The 23,758-nt window shown below is 68.0% G+C and carries 21 protein-coding genes; 5 read left to right on the top strand and 16 right to left on the bottom strand.

Going from position 1 to position 23,758, the window contains the following annotated elements:
- The first annotated feature begins 31 nt into the window (after positions 1-31).
- Together KRX55_RS10360 and KRX55_RS10355 are read left to right on the top strand one after the other, a co-directional pair.
- Positions 32-1,609: a PTS ascorbate transporter subunit IIC gene (locus tag KRX55_RS10360; RefSeq protein WP_218407656.1), complete on the top strand. Its 1,578-nt coding sequence runs from the start codon at positions 32-34 to the stop codon at positions 1,607-1,609.
- A gap of 136 nt (positions 1,610-1,745) precedes the next feature.
- A complete protein-coding gene (locus KRX55_RS10355; RefSeq protein WP_218407655.1) occupies positions 1,746-2,489 on the top strand; it encodes a hypothetical protein in 744 nt (247 codons plus the stop codon).
- A gap of 295 nt (positions 2,490-2,784) precedes the next feature.
- Here KRX55_RS10355 and KRX55_RS10350 read toward each other — a convergent pair whose 3' ends face one another.
- The 6 genes from KRX55_RS10350 to dxr form a co-directional block, all read right to left on the bottom strand.
- The gene (locus KRX55_RS10350; protein ID WP_218407654.1) at positions 2,785-4,221 is read right to left on the bottom strand and encodes a cobyric acid synthase; all 1,437 of its coding nucleotides are present in this window, start codon (positions 4,219-4,221) and stop codon (positions 2,785-2,787) included.
- A gap of 13 nt (positions 4,222-4,234) precedes the next feature.
- Positions 4,235-5,140, bottom strand: a complete 906-nt coding sequence (gene map, locus KRX55_RS10345; protein ID WP_370625832.1) for a type I methionyl aminopeptidase — start codon at positions 5,138-5,140, stop codon at positions 4,235-4,237.
- Between the two features lie 91 nt (positions 5,141-5,231).
- The gene (locus tag KRX55_RS10340) at positions 5,232-7,166 is read right to left on the bottom strand and encodes a penicillin-binding transpeptidase domain-containing protein (RefSeq protein ID WP_218407652.1); all 1,935 of its coding nucleotides are present in this window, start codon (positions 7,164-7,166) and stop codon (positions 5,232-5,234) included.
- Positions 7,167-7,291: 125 nt separating this feature from the next.
- Positions 7,292-8,434: a flavodoxin-dependent (E)-4-hydroxy-3-methylbut-2-enyl-diphosphate synthase gene (gene ispG / locus KRX55_RS10335; RefSeq protein ID WP_218407713.1), complete on the bottom strand. Its 1,143-nt coding sequence runs from the start codon at positions 8,432-8,434 to the stop codon at positions 7,292-7,294.
- A 156-nt stretch (positions 8,435-8,590) separates the two neighbouring features.
- A complete protein-coding gene (locus KRX55_RS10330) occupies positions 8,591-9,802 on the bottom strand; it encodes a M50 family metallopeptidase (protein ID WP_370625828.1) in 1,212 nt (403 codons plus the stop codon).
- Between the two features lie 92 nt (positions 9,803-9,894).
- Positions 9,895-11,064: a 1-deoxy-D-xylulose-5-phosphate reductoisomerase gene (gene dxr / locus KRX55_RS10325; RefSeq protein WP_218407651.1), complete on the bottom strand. Its 1,170-nt coding sequence runs from the start codon at positions 11,062-11,064 to the stop codon at positions 9,895-9,897.
- A 264-nt stretch (positions 11,065-11,328) separates the two neighbouring features.
- On the opposite strand from dxr, the gene KRX55_RS10320 reads away from it, so the two are divergent.
- The gene (locus KRX55_RS10320; RefSeq protein WP_218407650.1) at positions 11,329-11,760 is read left to right on the top strand and encodes a DUF2631 domain-containing protein; all 432 of its coding nucleotides are present in this window, start codon (positions 11,329-11,331) and stop codon (positions 11,758-11,760) included.
- Between the two features lie 195 nt (positions 11,761-11,955).
- On the opposite strand, the gene rlmN is transcribed toward KRX55_RS10320, so the two are convergent.
- A complete protein-coding gene (rlmN, locus tag KRX55_RS10315) occupies positions 11,956-13,053 on the bottom strand; it encodes a 23S rRNA (adenine(2503)-C(2))-methyltransferase RlmN (RefSeq protein WP_200257079.1) in 1,098 nt (365 codons plus the stop codon).
- A gap of 83 nt (positions 13,054-13,136) precedes the next feature.
- Here rlmN and KRX55_RS10310 point away from each other — a divergent pair, with 83 nt between their 5' ends.
- Complete coding sequence (locus KRX55_RS10310) at positions 13,137-13,511, top strand: LapA family protein (protein ID WP_218407649.1); 375 nt, start codon at positions 13,137-13,139, stop codon at positions 13,509-13,511.
- Between the two features lie 87 nt (positions 13,512-13,598).
- On the opposite strand, the gene KRX55_RS10305 is transcribed toward KRX55_RS10310, so the two are convergent.
- The 5 genes from KRX55_RS10305 to rpsB form a co-directional block, all read right to left on the bottom strand.
- Positions 13,599-14,657 carry a phosphatidate cytidylyltransferase gene (locus tag KRX55_RS10305; protein ID WP_218407648.1) on the bottom strand — a complete coding sequence of 353 codons (1,059 nt, stop codon included), beginning with the start codon at positions 14,655-14,657 and terminating at the stop codon, positions 13,599-13,601.
- A gap of 100 nt (positions 14,658-14,757) precedes the next feature.
- Positions 14,758-15,315 carry a ribosome recycling factor gene (gene frr / locus KRX55_RS10300; RefSeq protein ID WP_200257073.1) on the bottom strand — a complete coding sequence of 186 codons (558 nt, stop codon included), beginning with the start codon at positions 15,313-15,315 and terminating at the stop codon, positions 14,758-14,760.
- Between the two features lie 147 nt (positions 15,316-15,462).
- The gene (pyrH, locus tag KRX55_RS10295) at positions 15,463-16,194 is read right to left on the bottom strand and encodes a UMP kinase (RefSeq protein ID WP_200257071.1); all 732 of its coding nucleotides are present in this window, start codon (positions 16,192-16,194) and stop codon (positions 15,463-15,465) included.
- Between the two features lie 214 nt (positions 16,195-16,408).
- On the bottom strand, positions 16,409-17,236 hold the full coding sequence (tsf, locus tag KRX55_RS10290; protein ID WP_218407647.1) for a translation elongation factor Ts: 828 nt from the start codon (positions 17,234-17,236) through the stop codon (positions 16,409-16,411).
- 341 nt (positions 17,237-17,577) lie between these two features.
- Complete coding sequence (gene rpsB, locus KRX55_RS10285; RefSeq protein WP_218407646.1) at positions 17,578-18,450, bottom strand: 30S ribosomal protein S2; 873 nt, start codon at positions 18,448-18,450, stop codon at positions 17,578-17,580.
- Between the two features lie 427 nt (positions 18,451-18,877).
- Here rpsB and KRX55_RS10280 point away from each other — a divergent pair, with 427 nt between their 5' ends.
- Positions 18,878-19,411: a murein hydrolase activator EnvC family protein gene (locus KRX55_RS10280; RefSeq protein ID WP_218407645.1), complete on the top strand. Its 534-nt coding sequence runs from the start codon at positions 18,878-18,880 to the stop codon at positions 19,409-19,411.
- Here KRX55_RS10280 and KRX55_RS10275 read toward each other — a convergent pair.
- The 4 genes from KRX55_RS10275 to KRX55_RS10260 all read right to left on the bottom strand — a co-directional run bounded on the left by KRX55_RS10275 (position 19,386) and on the right by KRX55_RS10260 (position 23,666).
- Positions 19,386-20,273, bottom strand: a complete 888-nt coding sequence (locus tag KRX55_RS10275) for a tyrosine recombinase XerC (protein ID WP_218407644.1) — start codon at positions 20,271-20,273, stop codon at positions 19,386-19,388. The two genes, KRX55_RS10280 and KRX55_RS10275, sit on opposite strands and share 26 nt — an antisense overlap.
- A 322-nt stretch (positions 20,274-20,595) precedes the next feature.
- Positions 20,596-21,792, bottom strand: coding sequence for a DNA-processing protein DprA (dprA, locus tag KRX55_RS10270; protein WP_218407643.1), 1,197 nt, complete (start codon positions 21,790-21,792; stop codon positions 20,596-20,598).
- Entirely contained in the window at positions 21,785-23,314 is a 1,530-nt protein-coding gene (locus KRX55_RS10265) for a YifB family Mg chelatase-like AAA ATPase (RefSeq protein ID WP_218407642.1), read from the bottom strand. Before KRX55_RS10265 ends, dprA begins: the two co-directional genes overlap by 8 nt.
- The gene (locus tag KRX55_RS10260) at positions 23,301-23,666 is read right to left on the bottom strand and encodes a YraN family protein (RefSeq protein ID WP_218407641.1); all 366 of its coding nucleotides are present in this window, start codon (positions 23,664-23,666) and stop codon (positions 23,301-23,303) included. The genes KRX55_RS10265 and KRX55_RS10260 overlap by 14 nt, the downstream gene beginning before the upstream one ends.
- Between the last annotated feature and the right edge of the window lie 92 nt (positions 23,667-23,758).

The raw sequence follows: 23,758 nt of genomic DNA, 5'->3' as shown, positions 1-23,758 counted from the left end.
CCACCTCCACCACTCAGAAAGGACTTCCGACATGGTTGTCATCGAGTTCCTGGTCAACCAGATTCTCTCGGTGCCGGCGTTCCTCATCGGGATCATCACCGCGGTGGGTCTCGCCGCACTGCGCAGGTCGACGGGCGAGGTCATCGGCGGCGCGGTCAAGGCGACCCTCGGTTTCCTCCTCATCGGCGCCGGCGCCGGCCTCGTCGTCGCCTCCCTGGAACCGTTGGGGACGATGATCACCGGTGCGACCGGCGCGCGGGGCGTGGTTCCGACCAATGAGGCGATCGTGGGAATCGCGCAGGAGAACTACGGAGCCCAGGTCGCGTGGCTCATGGTCCTCGGGTTCGCGGTGTCGCTGCTGCTGGCACGATTCTCCCCCCTGCACTACGTGTTCCTCACCGGCCACCATGTGCTGTTCATGGCGACGCTGATCACCATCGTCCTGGCGACGGCGGGATTCTCCGCGGGTGTGACGGTTCCGTTGGGCGCGGTGCTGCTGGGTGTCCTCATGGTGTCCCTGCCTGCGCTCGTGCATCCGTGGACCAGGCGGATCACCGGCGATGACTCGATCGCCATGGGGCACTTCGGCACCGCCGGGTACATCGTCGCCGGCGGCGTGGGTTCCCTCGTCGGCGGGCGGAGACCGGACAGGCTCTCCCCCTCCACCGAGAACCTCAGGCTGCCCGAGGGACTGAAGTTCCTCCGGGACTCGATGGTGGCCACCGCGCTGTCCATGGCGCTGATGTACGTGATCCTCGCGGTCGTCTTCCTCATCCGGGCCGGACGGGACGAGGCGTTCGCCGCCTTCGAGGACGGCGCATCCGACGTGGGCGCGTACCTGATGCACTCGTTCACCCTCGGTCTGCAGTTCGGTGTCGGCGTGGCGGTGATCCTGTTCGGTGTGCGCACCATCCTCGGTGAACTGGTCCCGGCCTTCCAGGGGATCGCCGCGAAGTTCGTTCCCGGAGCCGTCCCGGCCCTCGACTGCCCGATCGTCTTCCCCTACGCACCCAACGCCGTCCTGATCGGCTTCATCTCCTCCTTCATCGGTGGGTTGGTCGGCCTGGTGCTTCTGCAGGTCGCGTTCAATCCGATGTTCGGGGTGGTGCTGATCCTGCCCGGTCTGGTCCCCCACTTCTTCACCGGTGGTGCGGCCGGTGTGTACGGCAACGCCACCGGCGGGCGACGCGGTGCCGTGGCCGGCGCATTCGCCAACGGCCTGTTCATCACCCTCGGCCCGGCGTTCCTCATGCAGGTCCTGGGTGTGTTCTCCGGGGAGAACACCACCTTCGGCGACGCGGACTTCGCCTGGTTCGGCATCCTGATCGGCGCCGCCGCGAAGACCGGGGTGCTCGCGGGCACGATCCTGATCCTGCTCACGGGTGCCGCGATCCTGGGTGGCGCGATCCTCGTCCAGCGCCGAGTCGTCGACGCCGGGTGGGACCCGAGCCCCGTGCGCGCCGCAGTGTCGGCGGGTGCCGCCGTCAGTGGCTCCAAGGGGGAATCGTCCGGTTCGGGACCCTCACCCGACTACCCGAAGGTCGCACCGCCGGCCGGCGCCCCGCTTCCCCCACCACGATCGGAGAGCGGACACGGGTCCCCGCGGTGACGGGAGGCCACGGCACCGGACGTGGGCGGTGGGACGCGGCTAGAATGAGGGGCCGCAACCGCCGCTGACCCGACGATGACGAAAGCCGCACGTCTGCACCGTGACTCCCCAACGACCGTCCCCGCGCCACCGTGATGTGCCCGCCGCAACGGCCTCGATCGCCGCTGCCGTGGCCCTCCTGCTGGCGACGCTGGGGGTCAATTACACGCGGAGTCACGTCGGATATGCGGGGCTGGCGGCCGCGACGGTGGCGTTCGGGGCGGCGAGCGCCCTCGCGCAGCTGTACCGCTCGGGCCGGATGACGGTGTTCCGGGCGTCGTCCGCCGCGGGTGGCGTCGCACTGCTCATGCTGGGGGTTCTGGTGGCGGTGAGCAGGTTCACCGCCCTGGACGAGGTGTTCACGCTGACGACGCTGGCCACGGTGTATCTCACCCCTCCCGCTGTCATCGCCTGTCTGGTGGGTGGGCTCGGGCAGTTGCCGGGGCGGTGGGTTCCCCGGGTGGGGTTCAGCGTGGTGGGTGCGGCGGCGGCCGGTTGGTTCGCGCTCGGACCGGACACGATCGCGACCCGGGCGCTGGTGATCACGTCCTCGGTACTCGCGCTCCTGGGATGCGTCCCGGTACTCGCGGACGCCCGGCGCGGAGGCTCACGCAACCGTGGCTGGAGGTCCGTGGCGGTCACCGTCGCGGCCGCGGTCCTCGCGGCGACGATGGCCTATGCGGTGATCGTCGCCGCCACCCCGATAACCTGGTGGCCGGCCCACGCCCCGAGCATCGTGCTGGCGTGGGCGTACATCGTCGCCGCGGCGTTGCCCGTGGTGGCGGGTGTCACGTACCGCGATCCACCGGCCCACCCCGAGGTGTCCGGCCGATCCAGCTGATCGCCGTCGACCACGGTGCGGACGGAGGTTCCCGGACTCCCGGCGTACACGCCGGTCCCGGGCCGCCCGGTCGTGTCGGGGCGCGCCCCGGAGAGTCAGGGGCGCAACGCCGGATCGGAACCGGTGGATTCCCGCAGGGATTCCTCCGCGACCCCGGGGACGGATGAGACGACGGGTGTCGAGGGACCGGGACCGGCGGTGGCCACGGCGATCAACAGGCACTCTGCGACTCCTGCCGCCGCCTCCCGTGACTGTGTTCCCGGGGTTCGCCGCGCAGCGGTGGCGGGCCACCGGGTCAGCGGTGCCGGATGATGGTGTCCAGGTCCAGGGCCTGCTCCACCGCATCGGCGATCAGATCCAGCTGGCGGAGGCGTTCGGCGTGGAAGGAGGTGTTCGTCGCGAGGACGAACCCGCTCCGCCCGACGGCCGCGGCGATGTCCCGGATGAAGGCACGGCGGTGCCCGTCGTGCTCCAGATGGCCGTGCCGGTGGGTCCCGAAGACGACGCCCCGCCTCGCCCCCTCATCACCGATCCACGGCTGTTCGGTGGAGCGCACCACCCGCCCGTGGTGCACCTCGTAGGCTCCCCCCTCATGCCGGATGAGGGTCTTGTCCGGGTGGAACACGATGTCGGTGTCGAACACCCCGAGTCCCTCGACGGCATCGGTGGAACCGGACTCCACGGGGTCGGTGATGCTCCGGCACAGCATCTGGTATCCGCCGCAGATCCCGAGCACCGGCAGGTTCCCCCGGACGCGCGCGGCGACGGCCGCGGCGATCCCCGTCCGTCGCAGCCAGGCGAGATCGTCGACGGTGGCACGTGTCCCGGGCAGGACCACGAGGTCGGCGTCGGCGATCTGGTCCGCGTCGGCCGACCAGACAACACTCACCCCGGGTTCGCAGGCGAGTGCCTCGACATCGGTGGCGTTCGAGATCCGCGGCAGCCGGACCGCCGCGACCCGCAGGCGCTGGGTGCCCAGGGCGGGCGCGGCGGGACCGACGCTCGCCCCGAGTGGCGACTGGAGCGAATCCTCGGCGTCGATCCACAGCCCTTCGATGAACGGCAGTACCCCGACGGTGGGTACCCCGGTCAGTTCCTCGAGTTGGACGAGGCCCGGGTCGAGGATGGACTGGTCGCCGCGGAACTTGTTGATGATGAACCCGCGGATCCGGGCCCGGTCCCCGGCGTCGACGATCTGGTGGGTGCCGTAGAGATGGGCGAGCACTCCCCCACGGTCGATGTCCCCGACGATGTAGACGGGCAGGTCGCAGGCCTCGGCGAGACCGAAGTTGGCGACGTCGGTTGCCCGGAGGTTGATCTCCGCCGGCGAACCCGCACCCTCGCAGATGACGACGTCGAATCGGCGGCGCAGATCACCGAGGCACTCGGCCGCGACCTGCCTGAGGTGGGTCCGGTGCTCGATGTAGTTCCGGGCGCTGACCGAGCCGGTGGCTCTGCCCCGGACCACGAGTTGGCTCGTCCGGTCGCTGCCGGGTTTGAGGAGGACCGGGTTGAAGTCCACGCTCGGTTCCAGCCCGCAGGCCGTGGCCTGCAGCGCCTGGGCGCGACCGATCTCCCCGCCGTCGGGGCAGACGGCCGAGTTGTTCGACATGTTCTGCGCCTTGAATGGCGCGACGGAGACACCGCGGCGGGCCAGTGCCCGGCAGATCCCCGCGACGATGACGGATTTACCGGCGTCGGAGGTGGTTCCGGCGATGAGGACCGCGGACACGACTGCCCCCGGATCAGTTTTCGTGGCCGAAGGAGTCGATCTCGGCGTCGGGGATGGTCAGGATCTCCGGGCCGTCCTCGGTGATGACCAGGGTGTGTTCGAACTGGGCGGTGAACTTTCCGTCCCGGTTGGCCACGGTCCAGCCGTCTTCCCAGATGTCGTAGGGCAGGTCGCCGATGTTGATCATCGGCTCCACCGTCAGAGTCATGCCGGGCTCGAGGATTGTGTGGTCCTCGGGGTTGTCGTAGTGCACGACGACGAGACCGTTGTGGAAGGTCGGGCCGACGCCGTGGCCGGTGAAGTCACGGACGACGGAGTATCCGAAGCGTTTCGCGTAGGACTCGATGACGCGGCCGATGACGTTGATCTCGCGGCCGGCCTTCGCCGCCCGGATACCCCGCATCGTGGCGGTGTAGGTGCGCTCGACGAGCAGACGGTGTTCCTCGCTGACCTCCCCGGCGAGGAAGGTTCGGTTGGTGTCGCCGTGGACGCCGTTCTTGTATGCGGTGACGTCGATGTTGACGATGTCGCCGTCCCGGATCACCGTCGAGTCCGGGATGCCGTGGCAGACGATCTCGTTGAGCGAGGTGCAGCAGGACTTCGGGAAACCGCGGTAGCCGAGGGTCGAGGGGTAGGCGCCGTGGTCGCACATGTACTCGTGCGCGATCCGGTCCAGCTCGTCGGTGGTGACACCGGGTGCGACGGCCTGACCGGCGACGGCGAGCGCGTTGGCGGCGATGCGGCTGGCCTCGCGCATGGCCTCGATGGTCTCCGGGGTCTGGATGAGCGGCTCGCCGCACGCCTCCCTGACGGTGTCCTTCCAGACGTACTCCGGCCGCTCGATGTGCTTGGGCACCGTGCGGACGGGGCTCTGTTTTCCGGGGGTCAGGCGTGCGCGTGCGGTAGACATGAACACCATCGTAGCGCTGCCCGTCGGCACCACGACGCCGAGGTGCCGGTGCACCGAACATTCCGGTGTTCGCGTGTTCCCCGACGGTGGTGACGTGTCCCTAAAGGTACGGCGGCGGAACCGCCGCCGTCTCCTCCGGCTGCGCGGGAGCGGCGGGGGCCGCTGCCGGGGGCGCGGTCTCCTCCTCCGGCGCCGGTGGGCGGGGTTCATCCCTCGGGGGCAGGAGTGACGGGTCGTCGAGGGCCCGGAAGAAGTGGTCGGTGATGGCGACGGAGGTCTCCGATCCACCGCCGAGCACGACGAGGGTGGCGAAGGCGATGTCGTCGTCGCGGAAACCGGCGAACCAGGCGTGGGAACCGTCCGCGATCTCGGCCTCACCGGTCTTGCCGTGGATCGCCCCACCGGCCTGCATGCCCCGGGCCGTACCGGTGGTCACCACCTGGCGCATCATGCGTTGCAGGCCCTCGATCGCCTGGGGTGTGGGCGGATCGACGTGCTCGCTGACCGTGGTCTCCCGGCCGTTGATGAGCACCGGGACGGGGGTGCGTCCCGCGGCCGCGGTGGAGGCGACCAGCGCCATCCCGAACGGGCTGGCGAGATCCTTGCCCTGACCGAATCCGGCCTCGGTGCGGTCGACCAGCTCGTCACCGTGGGGGATGGAGCCGGTGACGGTTCCCAACCCCTCGATGGTGTAGTCGAGACCGAGCCCGAACTGCTTGCCGACCTGCTCGAGTTCGCCGGGATTCAGGCGTGAGGAGATGTCGGCGAAGCTGGTGTTGCAGGATGCGGCGAACGCCCGCTCGAGCGGCACCGATCCGAGGGAGAAGCCGTTGTAGTTCGTGACGATGCGGTGTCCGATCTCCATCGTCCCGGGACAGGGGACGATGCTGTCGGGGGTGAGGTCCTCGTCCATCATGCCCGCGGTGGCGGTGATGATCTTGAATGTCGACCCGGGCGGATACTGGCCCATGAGGGCGATCGACCCGTCCCGGTCGGCTTCGGCGGTCTGCGCGATGGCGAGCACCTCCCCGGTGGAGGGGCGCATCACCACCATCACCGCCTTCATCCCCGAGCGCAGATCCACCGCCGCCTGCGCGGCACGCTGGACGTTGGTGTCGAGGCTGACCCGCACCGCGGGCGCAGGTGTCGGGGCGTGGGTCTCCAGCGTGTCGATCTGGGCACCGTACGAGTTGACGACGGCGATCTGCCAGCCGCGCTCCCCGTCGAGATCGTCGTTGACGATGCGTTCGACCCGGGAGATGATGTCCGGCGCGAAGTCCCGGTCGGTGCGGACCATCGCCGCCTCCGGGTTCACGGTCACGGCCTCGACGCCGTCGAGGGCCTCCACGACCTTCGGTCCCTCGATCTCGTTCACCAGACCGACCGAGTACATGCCCTTCGCGCGGCGGAGGTTGTCCGCCAGTTCGTTGGCGTTGACCGTGGCCACACTGCGGTCGCGGGAATGGGCCGCGTCGAGTGCCCGGGCGACGGTCCGGGCCGTCGCTTCCGGGTCCCGCAGGTCCTTCGTGTTGACCAGAACCCGGTAGGTGGTTCCGGGTTCCAGGAGCGCGACGCCGTCGTTGCTGATCACCCTGGCGCGCTCCGCGTTGATCCCCCGCAGCTCGAGATGCTGGTTCGCGCCCAGCCTGGGGTGCAGGAGGTTCGGCCGCCACCGGATGACCCACTCGCCGCCGACCTTGCTCAGCGACATCCTCGACGGGTAACGGACCTCCCGGTCGCGCGGCAGGGACCAGTCGACCGTGAACTCCGCGGTGGCGGTGTTGTCCCCGGTGGACAGGCCTTCGAGCTCCACGTCCACCTGTTCCGCCTGGAGCCCCTCGAAGGACTCACGGAGCATGCCGGACGCGGCGGACGGATCATCGGTCAGCGCTCCCGCCGCATCGAAGTCGCCGTCGGAGACGGCCGCGAAGAACGCCCCCACGGTGTCGTCGGCGGGTGGCGGCTTCGGGGTGCAGCCCACCAGCCCCGCGGCGACCAGCATGATCGCCGTGAGCACCGCAGACGTCTTCTTCATGGGGTTCAAGGTATCAACCGGGACGGGCGCACCGACGGAACCGCGCGGCGTGCCGTGACCGGAACCGGCAACTTGTGACGGATGGGACTGGTGGGGAGTCGGCACACGTGCGGACACGGGGAGGGTCAGGTGGTGACCTTCACCTCGGGGGAACCGCTCACACTGCCTTCCTCGAGACCGAGCTCCTCCGCGATCTTCATCGCCTCCTCGATCAGGGTCTCCACGATCTGCGACTCGGGCACGGTCTTGATGACCTCACCCTTGACGAAGATCTGTCCCTTGCCGTTGCCGGAGGCCACGCCGATGTCCGCGTCGCGGGCCTCCCCGGGCCCGTTGACGACGCAGCCCATCACGGCGACGCGCAGCGGGAACTCCATCCCGTCGAGCGCCGCGGTGACCTCCTCGGCGAGCTTGTAGACGTCGACCTGGGCGCGGCCGCAGGACGGACAGGACACGATCTCGAGCTTGCGGGGCCGCAGGTTCAGCGACTGCAGGATCATGTCACCGACCTTGACCTCCTCCTCCGGCGGAGCGGACAGGGAGACCCGGATGGTGTCGCCGATACCCTCCGCCAGCAGCGCGGAGAAGGCCACGGAGGATTTGATGGTGCCCTGGAACATCGGGCCGGCCTCGGTGACGCCGAGGTGCAGAGGGTAGTCACACTGCGCGGCGAGCTGACGGTAGGCCTCGACCATGACGACCGGGTCGTGGTGCTTCACGGAGATCTTGATGTCCCCGAAACCGTGCTCCTCGAAGAGGCTGGCCTCCCAGAGCGCCGACTCGACGAGGGCTTCCGGGGTGGCCTTGCCGTGCTTCTCCATGATCCGCTTGTCCAGCGAACCGGCGTTGACACCGATGCGGATGGGGATGCCCGCGGATCCGGCGGCGAGCGCGACCTCCCTGACCCGGCCGTCGAACTCCTTGATGTTGCCGGGGTTCACGCGGACCGCAGCGCATCCGGCGTCGATGGCCGCGAAGATGTACTTGGGCTGGAAGTGGATGTCGGCGATCACGGGGATCGGCGACTTCTTCGCGATGATCGGCAGGGCTTCCGCGTCGATCGGCTTGGGGCACGCCACACGCACGATGTCGCAGCCCGTGGCTGTGAGCTGGGCGATCTGCTGCAGGGTGGCGTTGATGTCGTGGGTCTTCGTGTTCGTCATCGACTGCACCGAGATCGGGTGGTCCGATCCGACACCGACGTTGCCGACCATGAACTGTCTGGTCTTGCGTCTCGGGGCGAGCACCGGCGGCGGCGCCTCAGGCATGCCGAGTCCGATGGGGATAGTCACTGTGAAAGAACTCCTTGTCGCGCACCGCCTGCAGGTCGGTGCTCGTGGGTGAGATTCTGGCGGGCCGTCGTGGTCGATGGTAGCACCGGCTCCGGCACTCGTCCGGTGCGGGGATCCGCGGGCGGCGGACCGTCAGCCGGACAACCGGATCGGGTTCACCACATCGGCGGCGATGACGACCATGCCCACCGTCAACAGAAGCGCGGCAACCGTGTAGGTCAGCGGCATGAGGCCCCGGTAGTCCGCGGGCCCCGCCGACGGCAGACCACGGAGCCTCCGCACGGCGTCCCGGAGCTTCTCCCAGACGACGACGGCGATGTGTCCTCCGTCGAGCGGCGGAAGCGGCACGACATTGAACAGCGCGAGGAAGAAATTCAGGCTGGCGAGCATCATCAGGAACGTGGCCCAGTCGCTGCGCTCAGCCAGTTCCCCGCCGATCCGGGTCGCGCCGACGACGCTCACCGGTGAGTCCTGGGCGCGCTCGCCACCGAACACCGCCGCGGCGACGCCCGGGATCTTGGCGGGGAAGGACTTCAGCCCCTCGACGGTGCCGGAGAGCATCAGGCCCGCGAAACGGAGTGAGGCGCCGATACCCTCGACGGGGCCGTAGGACCGGAACACGTTCCCGACCGGTGCCCGCGACACACCGATCGCACCGACGGTGATCTCCTCACCCGCGGCGTTGATCCGGGTGGCTTCGGCGACGGTGACCGGAACCTCGCGGGTGATCCCGTCGCGTTCCACGGTGAGCTCCACCGTCTCTCCGGGCTTCGCCATGACGGTGTCCCGGAGCTCGATGAAGGTGTGCACGCGCCGGCCGTCGACGGCGGTGATCCGGTCACCGGAGACTATGCCGGCCTCCGCGGCGGGCCCCGCACCGGAGCACGGCGACAGCGTTCCGTCGGGGTTCTGGGCCGACGCGACGCAGGCGGTGCCGTCGACGGTCGGTGTGAGGTCGATGTCGGGATCCGGGATGCCGGCGCTCACCGCGACGGTGTAGATCAGGACGAGACCGACGAAGACATTCATGACCACGCCACCGGCGAGGACCGCGATGCGCTGCCACGCGGGACGCCGCCACATCGCGAGCGGCTCCTCCTCCGGGGTGAGCGGATCGTTGGCGGTCATCCCCGCGATGTCGCAGAAGCCCCCGAGTGGGACCGCCTTGAGCCCGTAGGTGGTGTGCCCACGGGTGAACTGGCTGACCGTCGGACCGAATCCGATGAAGTAGCGGCGGACCCGCATCCCGAGCAGCCGGGCGACACCCATGTGCCCCGCCTCGTGCAGTGCGATGGTCAGCGCGATACCGAGGGCGAAAAGAATGACGCCCAGCAGATAACCCACGGTGAGGTCACTCCCCTTGCATGTCTGTCGGTGTCCCGGTCCGGGCCGGCGGCCGGTGGTGCGGGCTCAAGTCTCGCACACCGGTGGATGGTTCAGCGTTTCGCGGCGAGGATCTCCCCGGCCAGCCGGCGGGCGCGCTTCTCCACGTCGAGGACATCATCCACGGTCCCGGCCGGTCGGACGAATCCCTGGGCCCGGTCCATGACCTCGGCGACGGTGTCGACGATCTGCGGGAACCGGATGTCTCCGGCGAGGAACGCGGCAGCTGCCTCCTCGTTGGCGGCGTTGTAGATCGCGGGCCAGGTGCCGCCGGCGTCCACCGCCCGGGCGGCGAGCTGGACCGCCGGGAACGCGGCGTGGTCGACGGGTTCGAAGTCCCAGGAGAACGTACCGGAGAAGTCGAGAGCGGGCTGCGCGTCCGGGACCCGCCTGGGCCAGTCCAGGGCCAGGGAGATCGGGAGCTTCATCGACGGCGGGGACGCCTGCGCGATGGTCGCACCGTCAGTGAACGTGACCATCGAGTGCACGATGGACTGAGGGTGGACGACGACGTCTATCCGGTCCCCGGGTATCCCGAAGAGGAGCGAGGCCTCGATGAATTCGAGCCCCTTGTTCACCAGCGTCGCGGAGTTCAGGGTGTTCATCTGCCCCATGGACCACGTCGGGTGGGCGGCGGCCTGCTGCGGGGTGACGTCCATCATCCGCTGCCTCGTCCACCCCCGGAACGGACCGCCGGACGCGGTGAGCACCAGCCGGGACACCTCCCGACCGGTCCCAGCCATCAGGCACTGCGCCATCGCCGAGTGCTCGGAGTCGACGGGGACGAGTTGTCCGGGTCGGGCGGCCCGCAGCACGAGTTCGCCGCCGGCCACCAGGGACTCCTTGTTCGCCAGCGCGAGGACCGCCCCGGATTCAAGGGCGGCGAGTGTCGCCGCGAGCCCCATGGATCCCACGAGAGCGTTGAGCACGGTGTCCGCCGGCACGGCGTCGACGAGATCCCGGGCGGCGTCCGGCCCGCTGATCACCGCCGCACCGAGGGCGCGGGAGACCTCGGCCGCCGCCGCGGGATCGGCGACGGCCACCTGTCCCGCGCCGAGACGCAGCCGCCTGGCCTGGGCGATGATCCGTGCCGGGTCGGATCCGCCCGCGGCGATGCCGGCGACCTCGAAGGCCTCCGGGTTCGCGTCGATGACCTCGATGGCCTGGGTCCCGATGGACCCGGTGCTTCCCAGAATTAGAACGCGTTTACTCACCTGTCCCATTCTTCCACTGATCTGTTGCGGGCGCGGAACCGGACCCGGCGGTCCGCATCAAACTTTCCACTACACCCGAAAGGGGCGGAACTTGTGGCGTGGCACCGCGGAGAGCGGCCGAAAACCCGCTTCTGCACCCGCATTTTGCACGGATTTGTCATATCCCGCCACCGTATGGGGCAGTTCGAGTCGCTGTCGGCGGCACGATATGAGATGATGGCGGCAACAGAATGCGATTTCGGTACGTGCGCTTTATCCCATAAGGAGTTTGACGTGTCTGGTTCCGACCACAACGTTCCCCAGGTCCACAACGGAGTGTCGACCCTCGATGAGCCTTCGGCAGCCTGGGGCTGGCACGGTCTCAGCCGTCAGGCAGTCCAGATCTCGGGCTGGATTTCCGTCGCGTTCCTCCTCGCCTACCACTTCGGCAACCATCACGGACACGTGGAGACGATCTGGCTGTTCGCCATCACCGCCCTGATCGTGGTCGGGCTCCTGCTGAACCTGTTCCAGCCGAAGCTGAACCAGGTACGCACCGTCACCGCGCACAACAAGCCCATCGACCACGTCGAACCCGACTGGGCCCACGATCAGCACACCCTCAGCGGCGTCTACGCCGATCTCACCGATTCGCAGCTCCGTTCCCTGAACATCGATCCGGCCACCGTCCGCGGACGTTCCGGGAACCACGCCATCGACGCCTGATTCTCTCCGCGTAGATAGAGAAGGACCCGCGATCCACCCCGGATCGCGGGTCTTCTTCTGTCCCGGACGCTGGCCGGGTGCTCATCCGTTCCGGGCGTTGCGCGCCGGCCGACCGTGCGGCGCGACTCCGGGCGGACGTCCCGAGGTCGGTCAATCCGCGGACGGCCGCGGGTGTCTTTCGGAGTCGCGCAGGTGTCAGCGTTCCTCGGCGGCGAGCTGGCCGCACGCGGCGGCGATCTCCTGGCCGCGGGTGTCCCGGACGGTACAGGCCACGCCCTGTGCGGCGACGCGGCGGACGAACTCGTTCTGCCGGTCCTTCGGTGAGGCGTCCCACTTCGATCCGGGGGTCGGGTTCAGCGGGATGAGGTTCACGTGCACCCGTGCGCCCAGTGCGTTCCTGAGCTTCTTCCCGAGCATGTCCGCACGCCAGTCCTGGTCGTTGATGTCCCGGATCAGCGCGTACTCGATGGACACCCGGCGCCCCGTCCGGTCCGCGTAGTACCGGGCGGCGTCCAGGACCTCCTCCACGGACCACCTGTTGTTCACCGGTACGAGCGAGTCACGGAGTTCGTCGTCCGGCGTGTGCAGCGAGACCGCGAGAGTGACGGACAGTCCTTCGTCGGCCAGCCGGCGGATGGCGGGTGCCAGTCCCACGGTGGACACCGTCACGTTGCGCTGGGAGATCCCGAATCCGTGGGGATTGGGTTCCGTGATCTGCCGGACGGCGTGGACCACCCGCTTGTAGTTCGCGAGCGGCTCCCCCATCCCCATGAACACGACGTTGGAGAGCCGACCGCCCTCGTCCCGCATCGTCGCCGCCGCCGCGCGGACCTGGTCCACGATCTCCCCGGTGGAGAGGTTGCGGTCCAGTCCGCCCTGGCCGGTGGCGCAGAACGGGCACGCCATACCGCACCCGGCCTGCGAGGAGATGCACAGCGTCGCGCGATCGGGGTAGCGCATGAGCACCGACTCGAGCAGAGTTCCGTCGTGCAGGCGCCAGAGGGTCTTGCTGGTCTGGCCGGCGTCACAGCTGATGCTCCGCACACACGTCATCATGTCCGGGAAGAGAGCCTCCCGGACCGTGTCGCGTTGCGCGGCCGGGAGATCCGTCATCGTGCGGGGATCGGCCTCCAGCCTGCCGTAGTAGTGGCGGGCGAGCTGATCGGCCCGGAATCTGGGTAGGCCCAGGTCCTTCAGAGTCTCGATACGGCGTTCGGCGTCGAGATCGGCGAAATGGGTGGGCGGCATTCCCCTTTTGGGGGCGGCGAAAACCAGGGGTAGTTCCTTCGTCATAATTCCCCCATCATTACACGTCACCGACCGAAGGTTGGAACCGGTGGGTTGTGCATCCCGCGCCGGAGCCGTTGAATGGGGGTATGACCCTAAACAACGAGCCCGAGCACACCGCCGGCGCCACCCCGACGCCTGACGCTTCAACCCAGGTCCCCGCATACCCGGATTCCGGTGCGGAGACGACGCCGGAATCACCGAAGCCCACCACCGTGAAGCGCCGTACGCTCGCCGGAAGCACCTGGGTCGCGATGATCGTCGGTGCTCTCCTGCTGATCCTGCTGCTCATCTTCATCATGCAGAACCAGCAGGCCGTCGAACTCACACTGTTCGCCTGGACGTTCACGGTTCCAGCCGGAATCGGGGTTCTCCTCGCCGCGATCGCCGGAGCCCTCATCATGGCCCTGGTCGGCGGTGTCCGGATGCTCGAACTGCGTCGTGAGCTGAAGAAGCTGCGCTGAACCCCACCGACGAAGAGCAGAAAAACGCCTCCGCCCGATCGTTCTACGGGCGGAGGCGTCTTCCGTGTCACGGACCCGGAAAACGGCTCAGGTCTGCAGGAAACTCAGCACGAGCCAGGTGACCATCGCCGACGGAAGCAGTCCGTCCAGCCGGTCCATCAGCCCGCCGTGACCCGGCAGCAGGTTCGACATGTCCTTGACGCCGAGCTCGCGCTTGAACTGGCTCTCCACCAGATCACCGAGCGTCGCACAGATGACGAGACCGGGGCCCAGGACCAGTCCCCGCCACCAGATGTCGTCCAGGAGGAAGTGGACGAGGAGCACTCCGGAGACGGTGCCGAGGAGCAGGGAACCGGCGAAGCCCTCCCAGGACTTCTTCGGGCTCACCGCGGGCGCCATGGGATGCGCCCCGAACAGGACCCCGAAGATGAAGCCGCCGATGTCCGAGGAGATCACGCACACCATGAAGGTGACGATGAACAGCGGCCCCGGCACCCCCTCCCGCGTGATCAGGGAGAGCATCGCGGCGAAGGAGGCGAACAACGGGATCCAGGTGAGGACGAAGATCCCGAGCGAGGTGTCGCGGAGATAGTTCTGCGGAGCGGTGTTCGCTCCGTGGTGGAACAGCCTGCCGAACATCAGTACGAGGACACTCACCACGAATCCCGCGACCAGGCCCTTCGTCCCGAAGGGCCACGAGAGCCAGAGCATCAGTTGTCCCCCGACCAGGAGGATCACACGTGGGATGACGTACCCGCTCTCCTTCAGCCGCGAGTGAACCTCCCAGGTCGCGACAGCCACGGCGGCCGCCACGAGCGGATACCAGCCGAAGGGCACGACGAAGATCATCAGGAGGACGAGAGCACCGAGTCCCGCACCGACCCCGACCGCCTTCTTCAGGTCCCGTCCGGCGGAGTTACGGGGTTTGGGGAGGTGGTCGAGGCCCAGCGCGCGCAGGGAGTCGGTGACGTCGCCGCTGCCCCCGCGGAGTCCTCCCGAGAACAGGCGCCTGACCGACTCATCCGAATCGGCCAGATCCTCCGGGTCGGAGTCAACGGGGTCGGCGGACAACCACAGGTCGGGGTGCCCGGCTTCCCGGGCATCGTCCCCGCCGTGTTTCCGGGGTGAGAGGTGGTTTTCAGACATGACTCATCCGCACTGTGGCCCCGCCGGACGCTGCCGGCGCCCGCTCCGGGGTGTCCGCGGGCGCGGGCAGGGGTCGTGGACCGGATTCGATGGCGGCCATCTAGACCTCCATCAACTCCTTCTCCTTCTTCTCGACGAGCTCGTCGATCTGGCCGACGTACTTCTGGGTCGTCTTGTCCAGTTCCTTCTCGGCGGCGATCACCTCGTCCTCGCCGGCCTCGCCGTCCTTCTGGATCTTCTTCAGGATCTCCATGTGCTTGCGGCGTACGTTGCGGATGGCGATCTTCGCGTCCTCACCCTTGGACTTGGCCAGTTTGACCATGTCCCGGCGGCGTTCCTCGGTGAGCTGGGGAACGGTGACCCGGAGGACCTGCCCGTCGTTGGTGGGGTTGACCCCGAGATCCGAGTTGCGGATGGCGTTCTCGATCTCGTTCATCACGTTCTGCTCGTAGGGCCGGATGATGAGCATCCGGGGTTCCGGCACCGAGATCGTCGCCATCTGGGTGATGGGGGTCGGCACACCGTAGTACTCGGCGACGATGCCGTTGAACATACCGGGGTTGGCGCGACCGGTTCGGATGGTGGTGAGATCATCCCGGGCGTGCTCGACGGAGCTGGTCATGCGTTCCTCGGCTTCGAGGAGAGTGTCATCGATCATGGTGGGTTCGACTGTTCCTTTTGGACTCGGTCGGCCCGTCCCCCCGGTCTGCACCACGTCGAAGACGGCGGGGCAGCGCAATCGTTGACTGTGCGGGGAATGGGGACTGGCCTGGACTGATTTATTCTGTTGCTCCCGATAAATCTATCAGGACTGGACGAGGGTTCCGATACGTTCGCCGGTGACGGCGCGTGCGATGTTTCCCTCGGTGAGCAGATTGAACACCAGGATGGGCATGTTGTTGTCCATGCACAGGGAGAACGCCGTGGCGTCGGCGACCTTCAGCCCCTTCTCGATGCAGTCTCTCGGGGTGATCCGGTCGAACAGCTCGGCGTCCGGGTTCTTCCGCGGATCGGAGTCGTAGACACCGTCGACGGCCTTCGCCATGAGGAGCACGTCGCAGTCGATCTCGAGGGCGCGTTGGGCGGCGGTCGTGTCGGTGGAGAAGTAGGGCATGCCCATGCCCGCACCGAAGATGACGACCCGGCCCTTCTCCAGGTGGCGCTTGGCCCGCAGCGGAAGATAGGGCTCGGCGACCTGCGCCATGTTGATCGCGGTCTGGACGCGGCAGTCGATTCCGAGCTGGACCAGGAAGTCCTGGAGGGCGAGACAGTTCATCACGGTCCCGAGCATGCCCATGTAGTCGGAGCGGGCACGGTCCATGCCCCGCTGCTGGAGCTGGGCCCCCCGGAAGAAGTTGCCGCCACCGATCACCACGGCCACCTCGGTGCCGTTCTGCACGACCCCGGCGAGCTGCCGGGCCACGTTCTCCACGACGTCCGGGTCGATGCCGACGTTGCCCCCGCCGAACATCTCCCCACCGAGCTTCAACATCACCCGTTTGAATCCCTGACGTCTGACGCCCGCTTCGTCGGCCATGCCGCACAGTCCTTCCGTTGTGGTTCACGTTCTCGATGTTCTACCACCGGCCGATCTTACCTGAGCACGGTCGGACAACCCGATAGCCGCAGGTACACGGCACAGGCGGACCCGCGGCTCACGGTTCCGCTCCGTGAGCCCGCACCGACAACGGGAAAGTCCCCGTCCCGGGTCTCCCGGGGCGGGGACTTCACGTGAGGATGGCGGGGCAGCTCTAGTGCTGGCCGACCTCGTAGCGGACGAAACCGGTCAGCGTGACGCCGGCCTCCTCCATGATGGCCTTGACGGTCTTCTTGTTGTCCGTCACGGAGGCCTGCTCGTTGAGGCAGACGTCCTTGAAGAAGCCGTTGAGACGACCCTCGACGATCTTGGGCAGCGCCTTCTCGGGCTTGCCCTCCTCGCGGGAGATGGTCTCGGCGATGTTGCGCTCCTTCTCGACGACGTCGGCCGGGACGTCCTCGCGGTTGAGGTAGGTGGCCTTCATCGCGGCGACCTGCATCGCGGCGGCGTGGGCGGCGGCACCGGCTGCCTCGCCCTCGCCGGTGTAGGCGACGAGCACGCCGACTGCGGGCGGCAGGTCGGCGGCGCGGTGGTGCAGGTAGACGGCGACGTTGTCGCCCTCGACGGTGACGGCACGGCGCAGCTCGAGCTTCTCACCGATCTTGGCGGACAGCTGCTGGATGGCCTCCTCGGCGGTACCACCGTCGACCGGGGCGTTCTTGAGTTCCTCCGTGCTGTTCGCCTTGACGGAGGCGGCGGCCTCGGCGATCTTGGCGGCGAAGTCCTTGAACTCGTCGTTCTTGGCGACGAAGTCGGTCTCGGAGTTGACCTCGATCATGGTGTTGCCGGAGACGGCGATGAGGCCCTCGGCGGCGGTGCGCTCGGCGCGCTTGCCGACGTCCTTGGCGCCCTTGATGCGCAGGAACTCGATGGCCTTGTCGAAGTCGCCGTCGTGTTCCGCGAGGGCCTTCTTGCAGGCCATCATTCCGGAGCCGGTGATGTCACGGAGCTTCTTGACGTCTGCAGCGGTGTAGTTCGCCATTATGGGGCGATCCTCCTTGATTGGTTGTGAAAGTAGAAATCTGTGCGGTGACGTTCGTCGTGGACGAGCTTAGCCAAACGCCGGCGCGCTGTGTGCCGGACGTGGGGCATCCGCGACGCGTGGAATCCCATTGGGTTTCCAATGTGCCTGACCGTTGGCCGCTTCGCGACGCAGGTGTGCGACCGGAGGTACCGTGTGCGACACGAAACCCCCGCGCCCGTGTCCTCCCCGGCCCCCACCCACGGTCGGTGGGTGGTCGCCGTGCGGTGGCGGAGTGTTCTCTCCGTCACCGCACGGTGGCTGGGTCGCGGCGAGGGGGTGTGATCAGGCGGAGGTGGTGACTACTCCGCGGCGGTGGTTTCCTCGGTGGACTGCTCGGTTGCGGCAGTCTCTTCCTTCGGAGCGGATTCCGCGACGGCCTCGGTGGCCTCGACCTTGGCTGCGACCTCGACCTTGGCGGTCTCCTCGGTTGCCTCGGCCTTGCTCTCGCCTGCGTTCTCCTTGGCTGCGGCCAGCTCACGGTCGGAGCGGGCCTTCTTGCCTGCCTCGACGGCGGAGGAGATGATGCGGCTCAGCACGGAGATGGAGCGGATCGCGTCATCGTTGCCCGGGATCGGGAAGTTGACGACATCGGGGTCACAGTTCGTGTCCAGAACGGCGACGACCGGGATGTTCAGCTTGTGGGCCTCACTGACGGCGATGTGCTCCTTGTTGGTGTCGACGATCCACAGTGCGGAGGGCACGCGGGTCATGTCGGAGATACCACCCAGGACGCGCTCGAGCTTGGTGCGCTCGCGGGTCAGCATGAGGACTTCCTTCTTGGTACGGCCCTCGTAGCCGTCCTCGGCCGCGTCCATCGCCTGCAGTTCCTTCATGCGGTGCAGACGCTTGGAGACGGTCTGGAAGTTGGTGAGCATGCCACCCAGCCAACGGTGGTTGACGAAGGGCATGCCGACGCGCTCGGCCTCGGTGGCCACAGCTTCCTGGGCCTGCTTCTTGGTGCCGACGAAGAGGATGGTGCCGCCGTGGGCGACGGTCTCCTTGACGAACTCGTAGGCCTGGTCGATGTAGGTCAGCGTCTGCTGCAGATCGATGATGTAGATGCCGTTACGGTCGGTGAAAATGAAGCGCTTCATTTTCGGGTTCCAACGGCGGGTCTGGTGTCCGAAGTGGACACCGGCGTCGAGAAGCTCGCGCATGGTCACAACTGCCATGGTGATGCTCCCTTTCTGTGCTCGGAGTTTCGGTTTTTGATTGTGCGGGTTTTTGTCCCGCACCCTGGCGACCGACACCCGGCCCCTCACCCGCACACCGTCCCCCGCGTGAGCGGGGGCGTTGAGCGGGACCTCGAGTGGCCTGTATTCAGGTTTCCGGCAGCTGGCCCGATCGGTCCCGGACCCCGGAGAACGGGATCGGATCGATCAGGTGCGTCCGGCACGCGGCCGCGCGTAGTCAGCGCACCCGGGAACGGGCACACTGCTAACCGGAGATTATAGCCCTGAACTGCCGGTTGAACCAAAAGATCGGTCCAACACACCCCGAATGCCGGAACCTGTGAACCAGGGGCAACAAATGCCCCATCATCCACAGGTCTTCCACCGCACGCATACCCCGTCACGAACCCTCGACCAGGATCGGGGCATGAGCACGCGGAGCAGGAACACCCGGTGGTCTCCCCGTCTGGCAGCGGCCACTTCCCTGAGCCTTCTGTTTGCGCTCCCGACGACCACACACCCCGACGCTGTACCCACCGCTGACGCCTGGGTCTCCCCCACCACCGGCGGGGAAAGCCCCGGACCTGTCCTGCGCCCGTTCGACCCGCCCGCACACGACTGGCTCCCTGGGCACCGGGGCGTCGATCTGGAACTGCCCCGCGGCCGGCCGGTCCGGGCGGCCGGCGACGGCACGGTGTTCTTCGCCGGCACAGTGGCCGGAACGGCGACGGTGTCCATCGACCATCCGGACGGTACCCGAACCACGTACCAGCCGGTCATCGCGGCGGTGACCGCCGGCGACACCGTGACGGAGGGGCAGGTCATCGGCAGGCTCGGTACCGATCCGCGCGGCTGGCCCGGTCTGAGCTGGGGCGCCCGCCGGGGCGGGGCGTACGTCAATCCGCTCGGTCTTCTGCCACTGCCGCTGATCAGGCTCAAGCCCGTGGATGGGCCTGCCTGAACGCCTCCCCCAGGCGAGCGGTGGAGACGTGGGTGTAGATCTGCGTTGTCTGCAGCGAGGAGTGCCCCAGCAGCTCCTGAACCTCCCTGATGTCCGCCCCTCCGTCGAGCAGATGGGTGGCGGTGCTGTGCCGGATCCCGTGGGGCGTGAGCCCCTCCACGCCGGCCGCAGCGGCTGCGGCGTGCACGATACGGCGCACCTGCCGGGGATTGATCCGCCCACCCCGCACACCGACGAACAATGCCTTCTCCGCACCGGTGGCCAGATGCCCGCGCCCCTTCTCCAGCCAGGTGCCGACCGCCGTCGCGGCGGTGGAACCGAACGGGAGGACCCGCTGCTTGTTGCCCTTGCCCGTGACCCGGGCGGTTCTGGCGGCGAGATCGACATCGGCGACGTCGAGGCCGCAGAGCTCGGATATCCGCAGCCCTGTCGCATAGAGGAACTCGAGCATCGCCACGTCCCGGAGCTGCTCCGGTTCACTCGCGGCGTCCGCGGCCTCCACGATATCGACGGCCTCATCGACATTCAGGACCCGTGGCAGGTGCCGGGACGTCCTGGGCGTCGCCAGCCTGGCTGCGACATCGGTGTCGAGGTACCCCTGGCGGGCGGCCCAGGAACTGAACGAGCGGGCGGCGGCGGTGCGCCGGGCCAGGGTCGCGCGGGCGAGACCGGAGCGGTGTGCGTCGGCGAGCCACGTCCGCAACGTGGCCTGTGTGAAGTCACCCCATCCGGACATCGACCGGAGCAGTGGCGAGAGGTCGCTCCGGTAGGCGCGCACGGTGGCGTCCGAGCGGTTCTCCACGAGCGAGAGGTGCTCACAGAAGTCCTCGAGGGCCTCCGGGAGCGGACCGGTTGGTGTCATCGGGTCGTACACGGCTCTCCCCTTCCGTAAGTGGCCGCTCGGTGGGTGGTGCCGGACACCGGACATGCGGAAGGCGGCACGATCATCGCTGACCGTGCCGCCTTCGCATCTGACTCACCCATATGCATAACCCTAGCGCCATCATCAGCCTCATCCAGGACTTGGAGGTGCGGACACCGCCCGGTGCGTGAGAAGCTTCAGAGGCAGTTGCTACAAGGAACCAGCCCGAACCTTGAAGCAGTAACTTAGGCTTGCCTCTGCAACTTTAGGGTCGGCTTCATCATCATGCAACCCTCTGACTGAAATTTCTTCCGCCGATCACCTAACCGGACCGCCGCCACGACACTCCGTCCCGCTGGACGAGGCCCTTCTGCTGCAGGTCAACCAGTATGTGGACCGCCAGAGAAACTGTGATGCCAGCTTCCGCAGCCACGTCTTCTGTGACACGGCTCTCACTGGAGGTTGCGTCGAAAACCTTCAGTTCCGTGCGGCTCAACGCCTGGATCCTGTCGGGTGGGAAAGCAAACTCGTACTGCGCCTGCGCGTCGACGGTCCCGAGCGGTTCGATCAGTTCCCGGATCTGTTCAGCCGACGTAACCAGCTGTGCGTCCCCGTTCCGGATCCGCTCATGACACCCGAGTGATCCGTGCCCCGTCACCGGACCGGGTACGGCCATCGCCACCGAACCGAGCCGCGCCGCCCAGGTCAGGGTGTTGAGCGCGCCGGAACGCCAGGCCGCCTCCACCACGACGGTTCCGCCGCTGAGCGCCGCGACGAGCCGGTTTCTGGTGAGGAACCGGTGCCGTGCCGGATGGACACCGGGTGGATACTCCGAGAGGACGGCGCCGCGCGCACCGTCACCGGCGATGCGGTCGAACAGGGCGGCGTTTCGGGCCGGGTAGGTCCGTCCCGGGCCGCATGCCGCAACGACGATGGTGGGAGTCCCGTTCGCGAGTGCGGTCTCGTGTGCCACGGTGTCCACCCCGAGCGCTCCCCCGGACACGATCGCCCACCGGGACGCCGCGAGGCCCTCCACGAGCATGCGGGTGACCTCCCAGCCGTAACGGGTGATGGCGCGGGTGCCGACGACGGCGACCGCCCGATGTGTCAGCTCCGCAGCTGATCCTCCCCGGGCCCACAGCGCGTGCGGTGCCACGGCATCCCGGCCACCGTCCCGCCCGACGTGGTCACTCGCGGCACCGACGAAACCGAAGGCCCTGTCCAGGGGTTCGGACGGCCATTCGGCGTCGTCCGGGGTGATGAGCCGGGCCCCGTTCCTGTCGGCCGTGAGGAGGTCCTCCGCGGCGCTGTCCGTCCGGTACCGGGCAGCCGTCTGACCGAGCAGTTGCCCGATCCACGGCTCCCGCCGCCTGACCCCGTACGCGATGGCCTCGACGTCACGGTCCTCGGCGAGCAGCTGCTGGAGCGGCGCCGACGGACCCTCGATCACCCGCGAGAGGTAGGCCCACGCGTGTCGCCGGGCCGACCATCGGTCGTTGATCGTGATTCTCTCAGGCATCGGTCTCACCATCGTCCATTACGCCGGAGTGGCCCAGGGCACGGGCGACGTGATCCAGATCAGGGATGTCCTTGCCCTCCAGATCCGCGAGTGTCCAGGCGACCCGGAGGGTCCGGTCGACGCGCCGCTGGCTGATCCGGCCCCGCGCCGTGTGCGCGGCGAGCAGCTCCATGGCCACATCGTCGGCGGGATGTTCCCGGCGCAGCACCGTTCCCCTGACATCGGCGGTGAGCATCGTATCCAGCCCGGCACGCCGCCACCGGTCCGCCGCCCGCTCCCGGGCGGCGGCCACCCGTCCGGCGATCACTTCCGAAGATTCCCCGTCCCCGGGTGTGATGACCGTAGACCTGGCCCGGGTCCTGACGTGGAGGTCGATCCTGTCCCGCAGCGGCCCGGAGAGATTGTTGAGGTACCGCGACCGCTCCCCGGAACGGCACCGGCACCGACGGGGATCGTCTGACGCGCAGCGACACGGGTTGGCGGCCATCACCAACTGGAAGCGGGCGGGGAATGTCACGTCCCGCCTGGCCCGGAGGATCCGCACCGCACCGGTGTCGAGCGGGGTCCGGAGACAGTCCAGGATGCGGGCCGGAATCTCACTGACCTCGTCGAGGAAGAGGACACCGTGGTGGGCGAGACTCACCGCCCCCGGCAGCGGACTCCCCCCACCGCCGAGCAGCGCCGCGCGCGTGACACTGTGGTGGGGAGCGATGAACGGAGCCCTGGACACGACACCGGTGAACGTCCGCCCGGCCACGGAGTGCACGGCGGTCGCCGCCAGGCACTCCCGCTCCGTCAACGGCGGGAGAATCCCCGGGAGACGTGCCGCGATCATGGACTTCCCGGAGCCGGGTGGACCGATCATCAACATGTGATGGCCACCGGCCGCGGCGATCTCCGCGGCCAGCCGGGCCTCCGGCTGGCCCACGACATCCGCGAAGTCCGTGTTCACCCGAGGCTCGGCGACGCCGGATCCAACATCGTCTGCTGCGGTCAGCTCACCGGCGCCGGTCGCCCACCGGAGAACCTCGTCGAGGGTATCGGCGATCATGACGGGAAACGACGGAATCAGTGCCGCTTCACCGGCGTTACCCCGGGGAATGACGGCTCCGGTCAGTCCCGCCGCGCGGGCCGCGAGCAGACACGGCAGGACCCCCGTCACCGGGCGGATCGCCCCGTTGAGACCGATCTCCCCAAGCACCAGCGTCGAGGCCAACCGGTCGCCGTCCGCCGGGACCGATCCTCCGGCTTTCAGGATCGCGAGCGCCATCGCCAGGTCGAACCCCGAACCGGATTTCGGCAGTGACGCCGGTGAAAGACTGACCACGATCCGGGTGCGCGGCCACGACAACCCTAAGTTCTGGCACGCGGTACGGATCCGGTCCCGCGCCTCGCTGACGGCGGTGTCCCCGAGCCCGAGGACACTGATGCCGGGCAGACCACGTCCGGTACTCACCTCCACATCGATGACGGTGGCCGTGACACCCCTGACCGCTGCGGTGCGGGTCCTACCGAGCGCCACGGTCGATGTCCTCCCAGCACTCGATCGACCAGTGACCCGCGTGCGGGGTCACCAGAACCGCGTCGAAACGCACCGAATACGCGGGATGCTCCGCCAGCCAGACAGCCGCAGCGCGCTTGACTCTCGCAAACTTACGGGGCGAGATCGCCTCAATCCCACCGAACCACGCCGTGGAGCGGGTCTTCACCTCGACGAAGACGACGGTTCCGTCAGCAGCCTCGACGATCAGATCGATCTCCCCCTGAGGACAGGACATATTCCTGGCGAGGATGCGGTCACCTTTGGACGCGTAGTGCCGGGCGGCGGCTTCTTCACCGGCACGGCCTAGTTCAGCAGGTGTGGGAATGGACATTCGGGCGACTCCCGGAGGATCGACGACGGGGCTCCCACCCGTTGCCTGACGCGCCGTCGGTGGGTGACCTCACCGTCCCCCGAAACACATGC

This window comes from Corynebacterium sp. TAE3-ERU16, from assembly GCF_019209935.1.
Classification (GTDB): Bacteria; Actinomycetota; Actinomycetes; order Mycobacteriales; family Mycobacteriaceae; genus Corynebacterium; species Corynebacterium antarcticum.
The sequence above is the reverse complement of the archived record's forward strand: the minus strand, read 5'-3'. Positions and strand labels throughout refer to the sequence as shown.

Excerpts from the sequence above, each read along its gene's own strand:
- frr (WP_200257073.1), bottom strand. The coding sequence starts at position 15,315 with ATGATCGATGACACTCTCCTCGAAGCCGAGGAACGCATGACCAGCTCC.
- KRX55_RS10310 (WP_218407649.1), top strand. The coding sequence starts at position 13,137 with ATGACCCTAAACAACGAGCCCGAGCACACCGCCGGCGCCACCCCGACG.
- map (WP_370625832.1), bottom strand. The coding sequence starts at position 5,140 with ATGGTGTTCATGTCTACCGCACGCGCACGCCTGACCCCCGGAAAACAG.
- dprA (WP_218407643.1), bottom strand. The coding sequence starts at position 21,792 with ATGCCTGAGAGAATCACGATCAACGACCGATGGTCGGCCCGGCGACAC.
- tsf (WP_218407647.1), bottom strand. The coding sequence starts at position 17,236 with ATGGCGAACTACACCGCTGCAGACGTCAAGAAGCTCCGTGACATCACC.
- KRX55_RS10275 (WP_218407644.1), bottom strand. The coding sequence starts at position 20,273 with ATGACACCAACCGGTCCGCTCCCGGAGGCCCTCGAGGACTTCTGTGAG.
- pyrH (WP_200257071.1), bottom strand. The coding sequence starts at position 16,194 with ATGGCCGACGAAGCGGGCGTCAGACGTCAGGGATTCAAACGGGTGATG.
- KRX55_RS10360 (WP_218407656.1), top strand. The coding sequence starts at position 32 with ATGGTTGTCATCGAGTTCCTGGTCAACCAGATTCTCTCGGTGCCGGCG.
- ispG (WP_218407713.1), bottom strand. The coding sequence starts at position 8,434 with ATGCCTGAGGCGCCGCCGCCGGTGCTCGCCCCGAGACGCAAGACCAGA.
- KRX55_RS10280 (WP_218407645.1), top strand. The coding sequence starts at position 18,878 with ATGAGCACGCGGAGCAGGAACACCCGGTGGTCTCCCCGTCTGGCAGCG.
- rlmN (WP_200257079.1), bottom strand. The coding sequence starts at position 13,053 with ATGACGAAGGAACTACCCCTGGTTTTCGCCGCCCCCAAAAGGGGAATG.
- KRX55_RS10260 (WP_218407641.1), bottom strand. The coding sequence starts at position 23,666 with ATGTCCATTCCCACACCTGCTGAACTAGGCCGTGCCGGTGAAGAAGCC.
- dxr (WP_218407651.1), bottom strand. The coding sequence starts at position 11,064 with ATGGGACAGGTGAGTAAACGCGTTCTAATTCTGGGAAGCACCGGGTCC.
- KRX55_RS10305 (WP_218407648.1), bottom strand. The coding sequence starts at position 14,657 with ATGTCTGAAAACCACCTCTCACCCCGGAAACACGGCGGGGACGATGCC.
- KRX55_RS10340 (WP_218407652.1), bottom strand. The coding sequence starts at position 7,166 with ATGAAGAAGACGTCTGCGGTGCTCACGGCGATCATGCTGGTCGCCGCG.
- rpsB (WP_218407646.1), bottom strand. The coding sequence starts at position 18,450 with ATGGCAGTTGTGACCATGCGCGAGCTTCTCGACGCCGGTGTCCACTTC.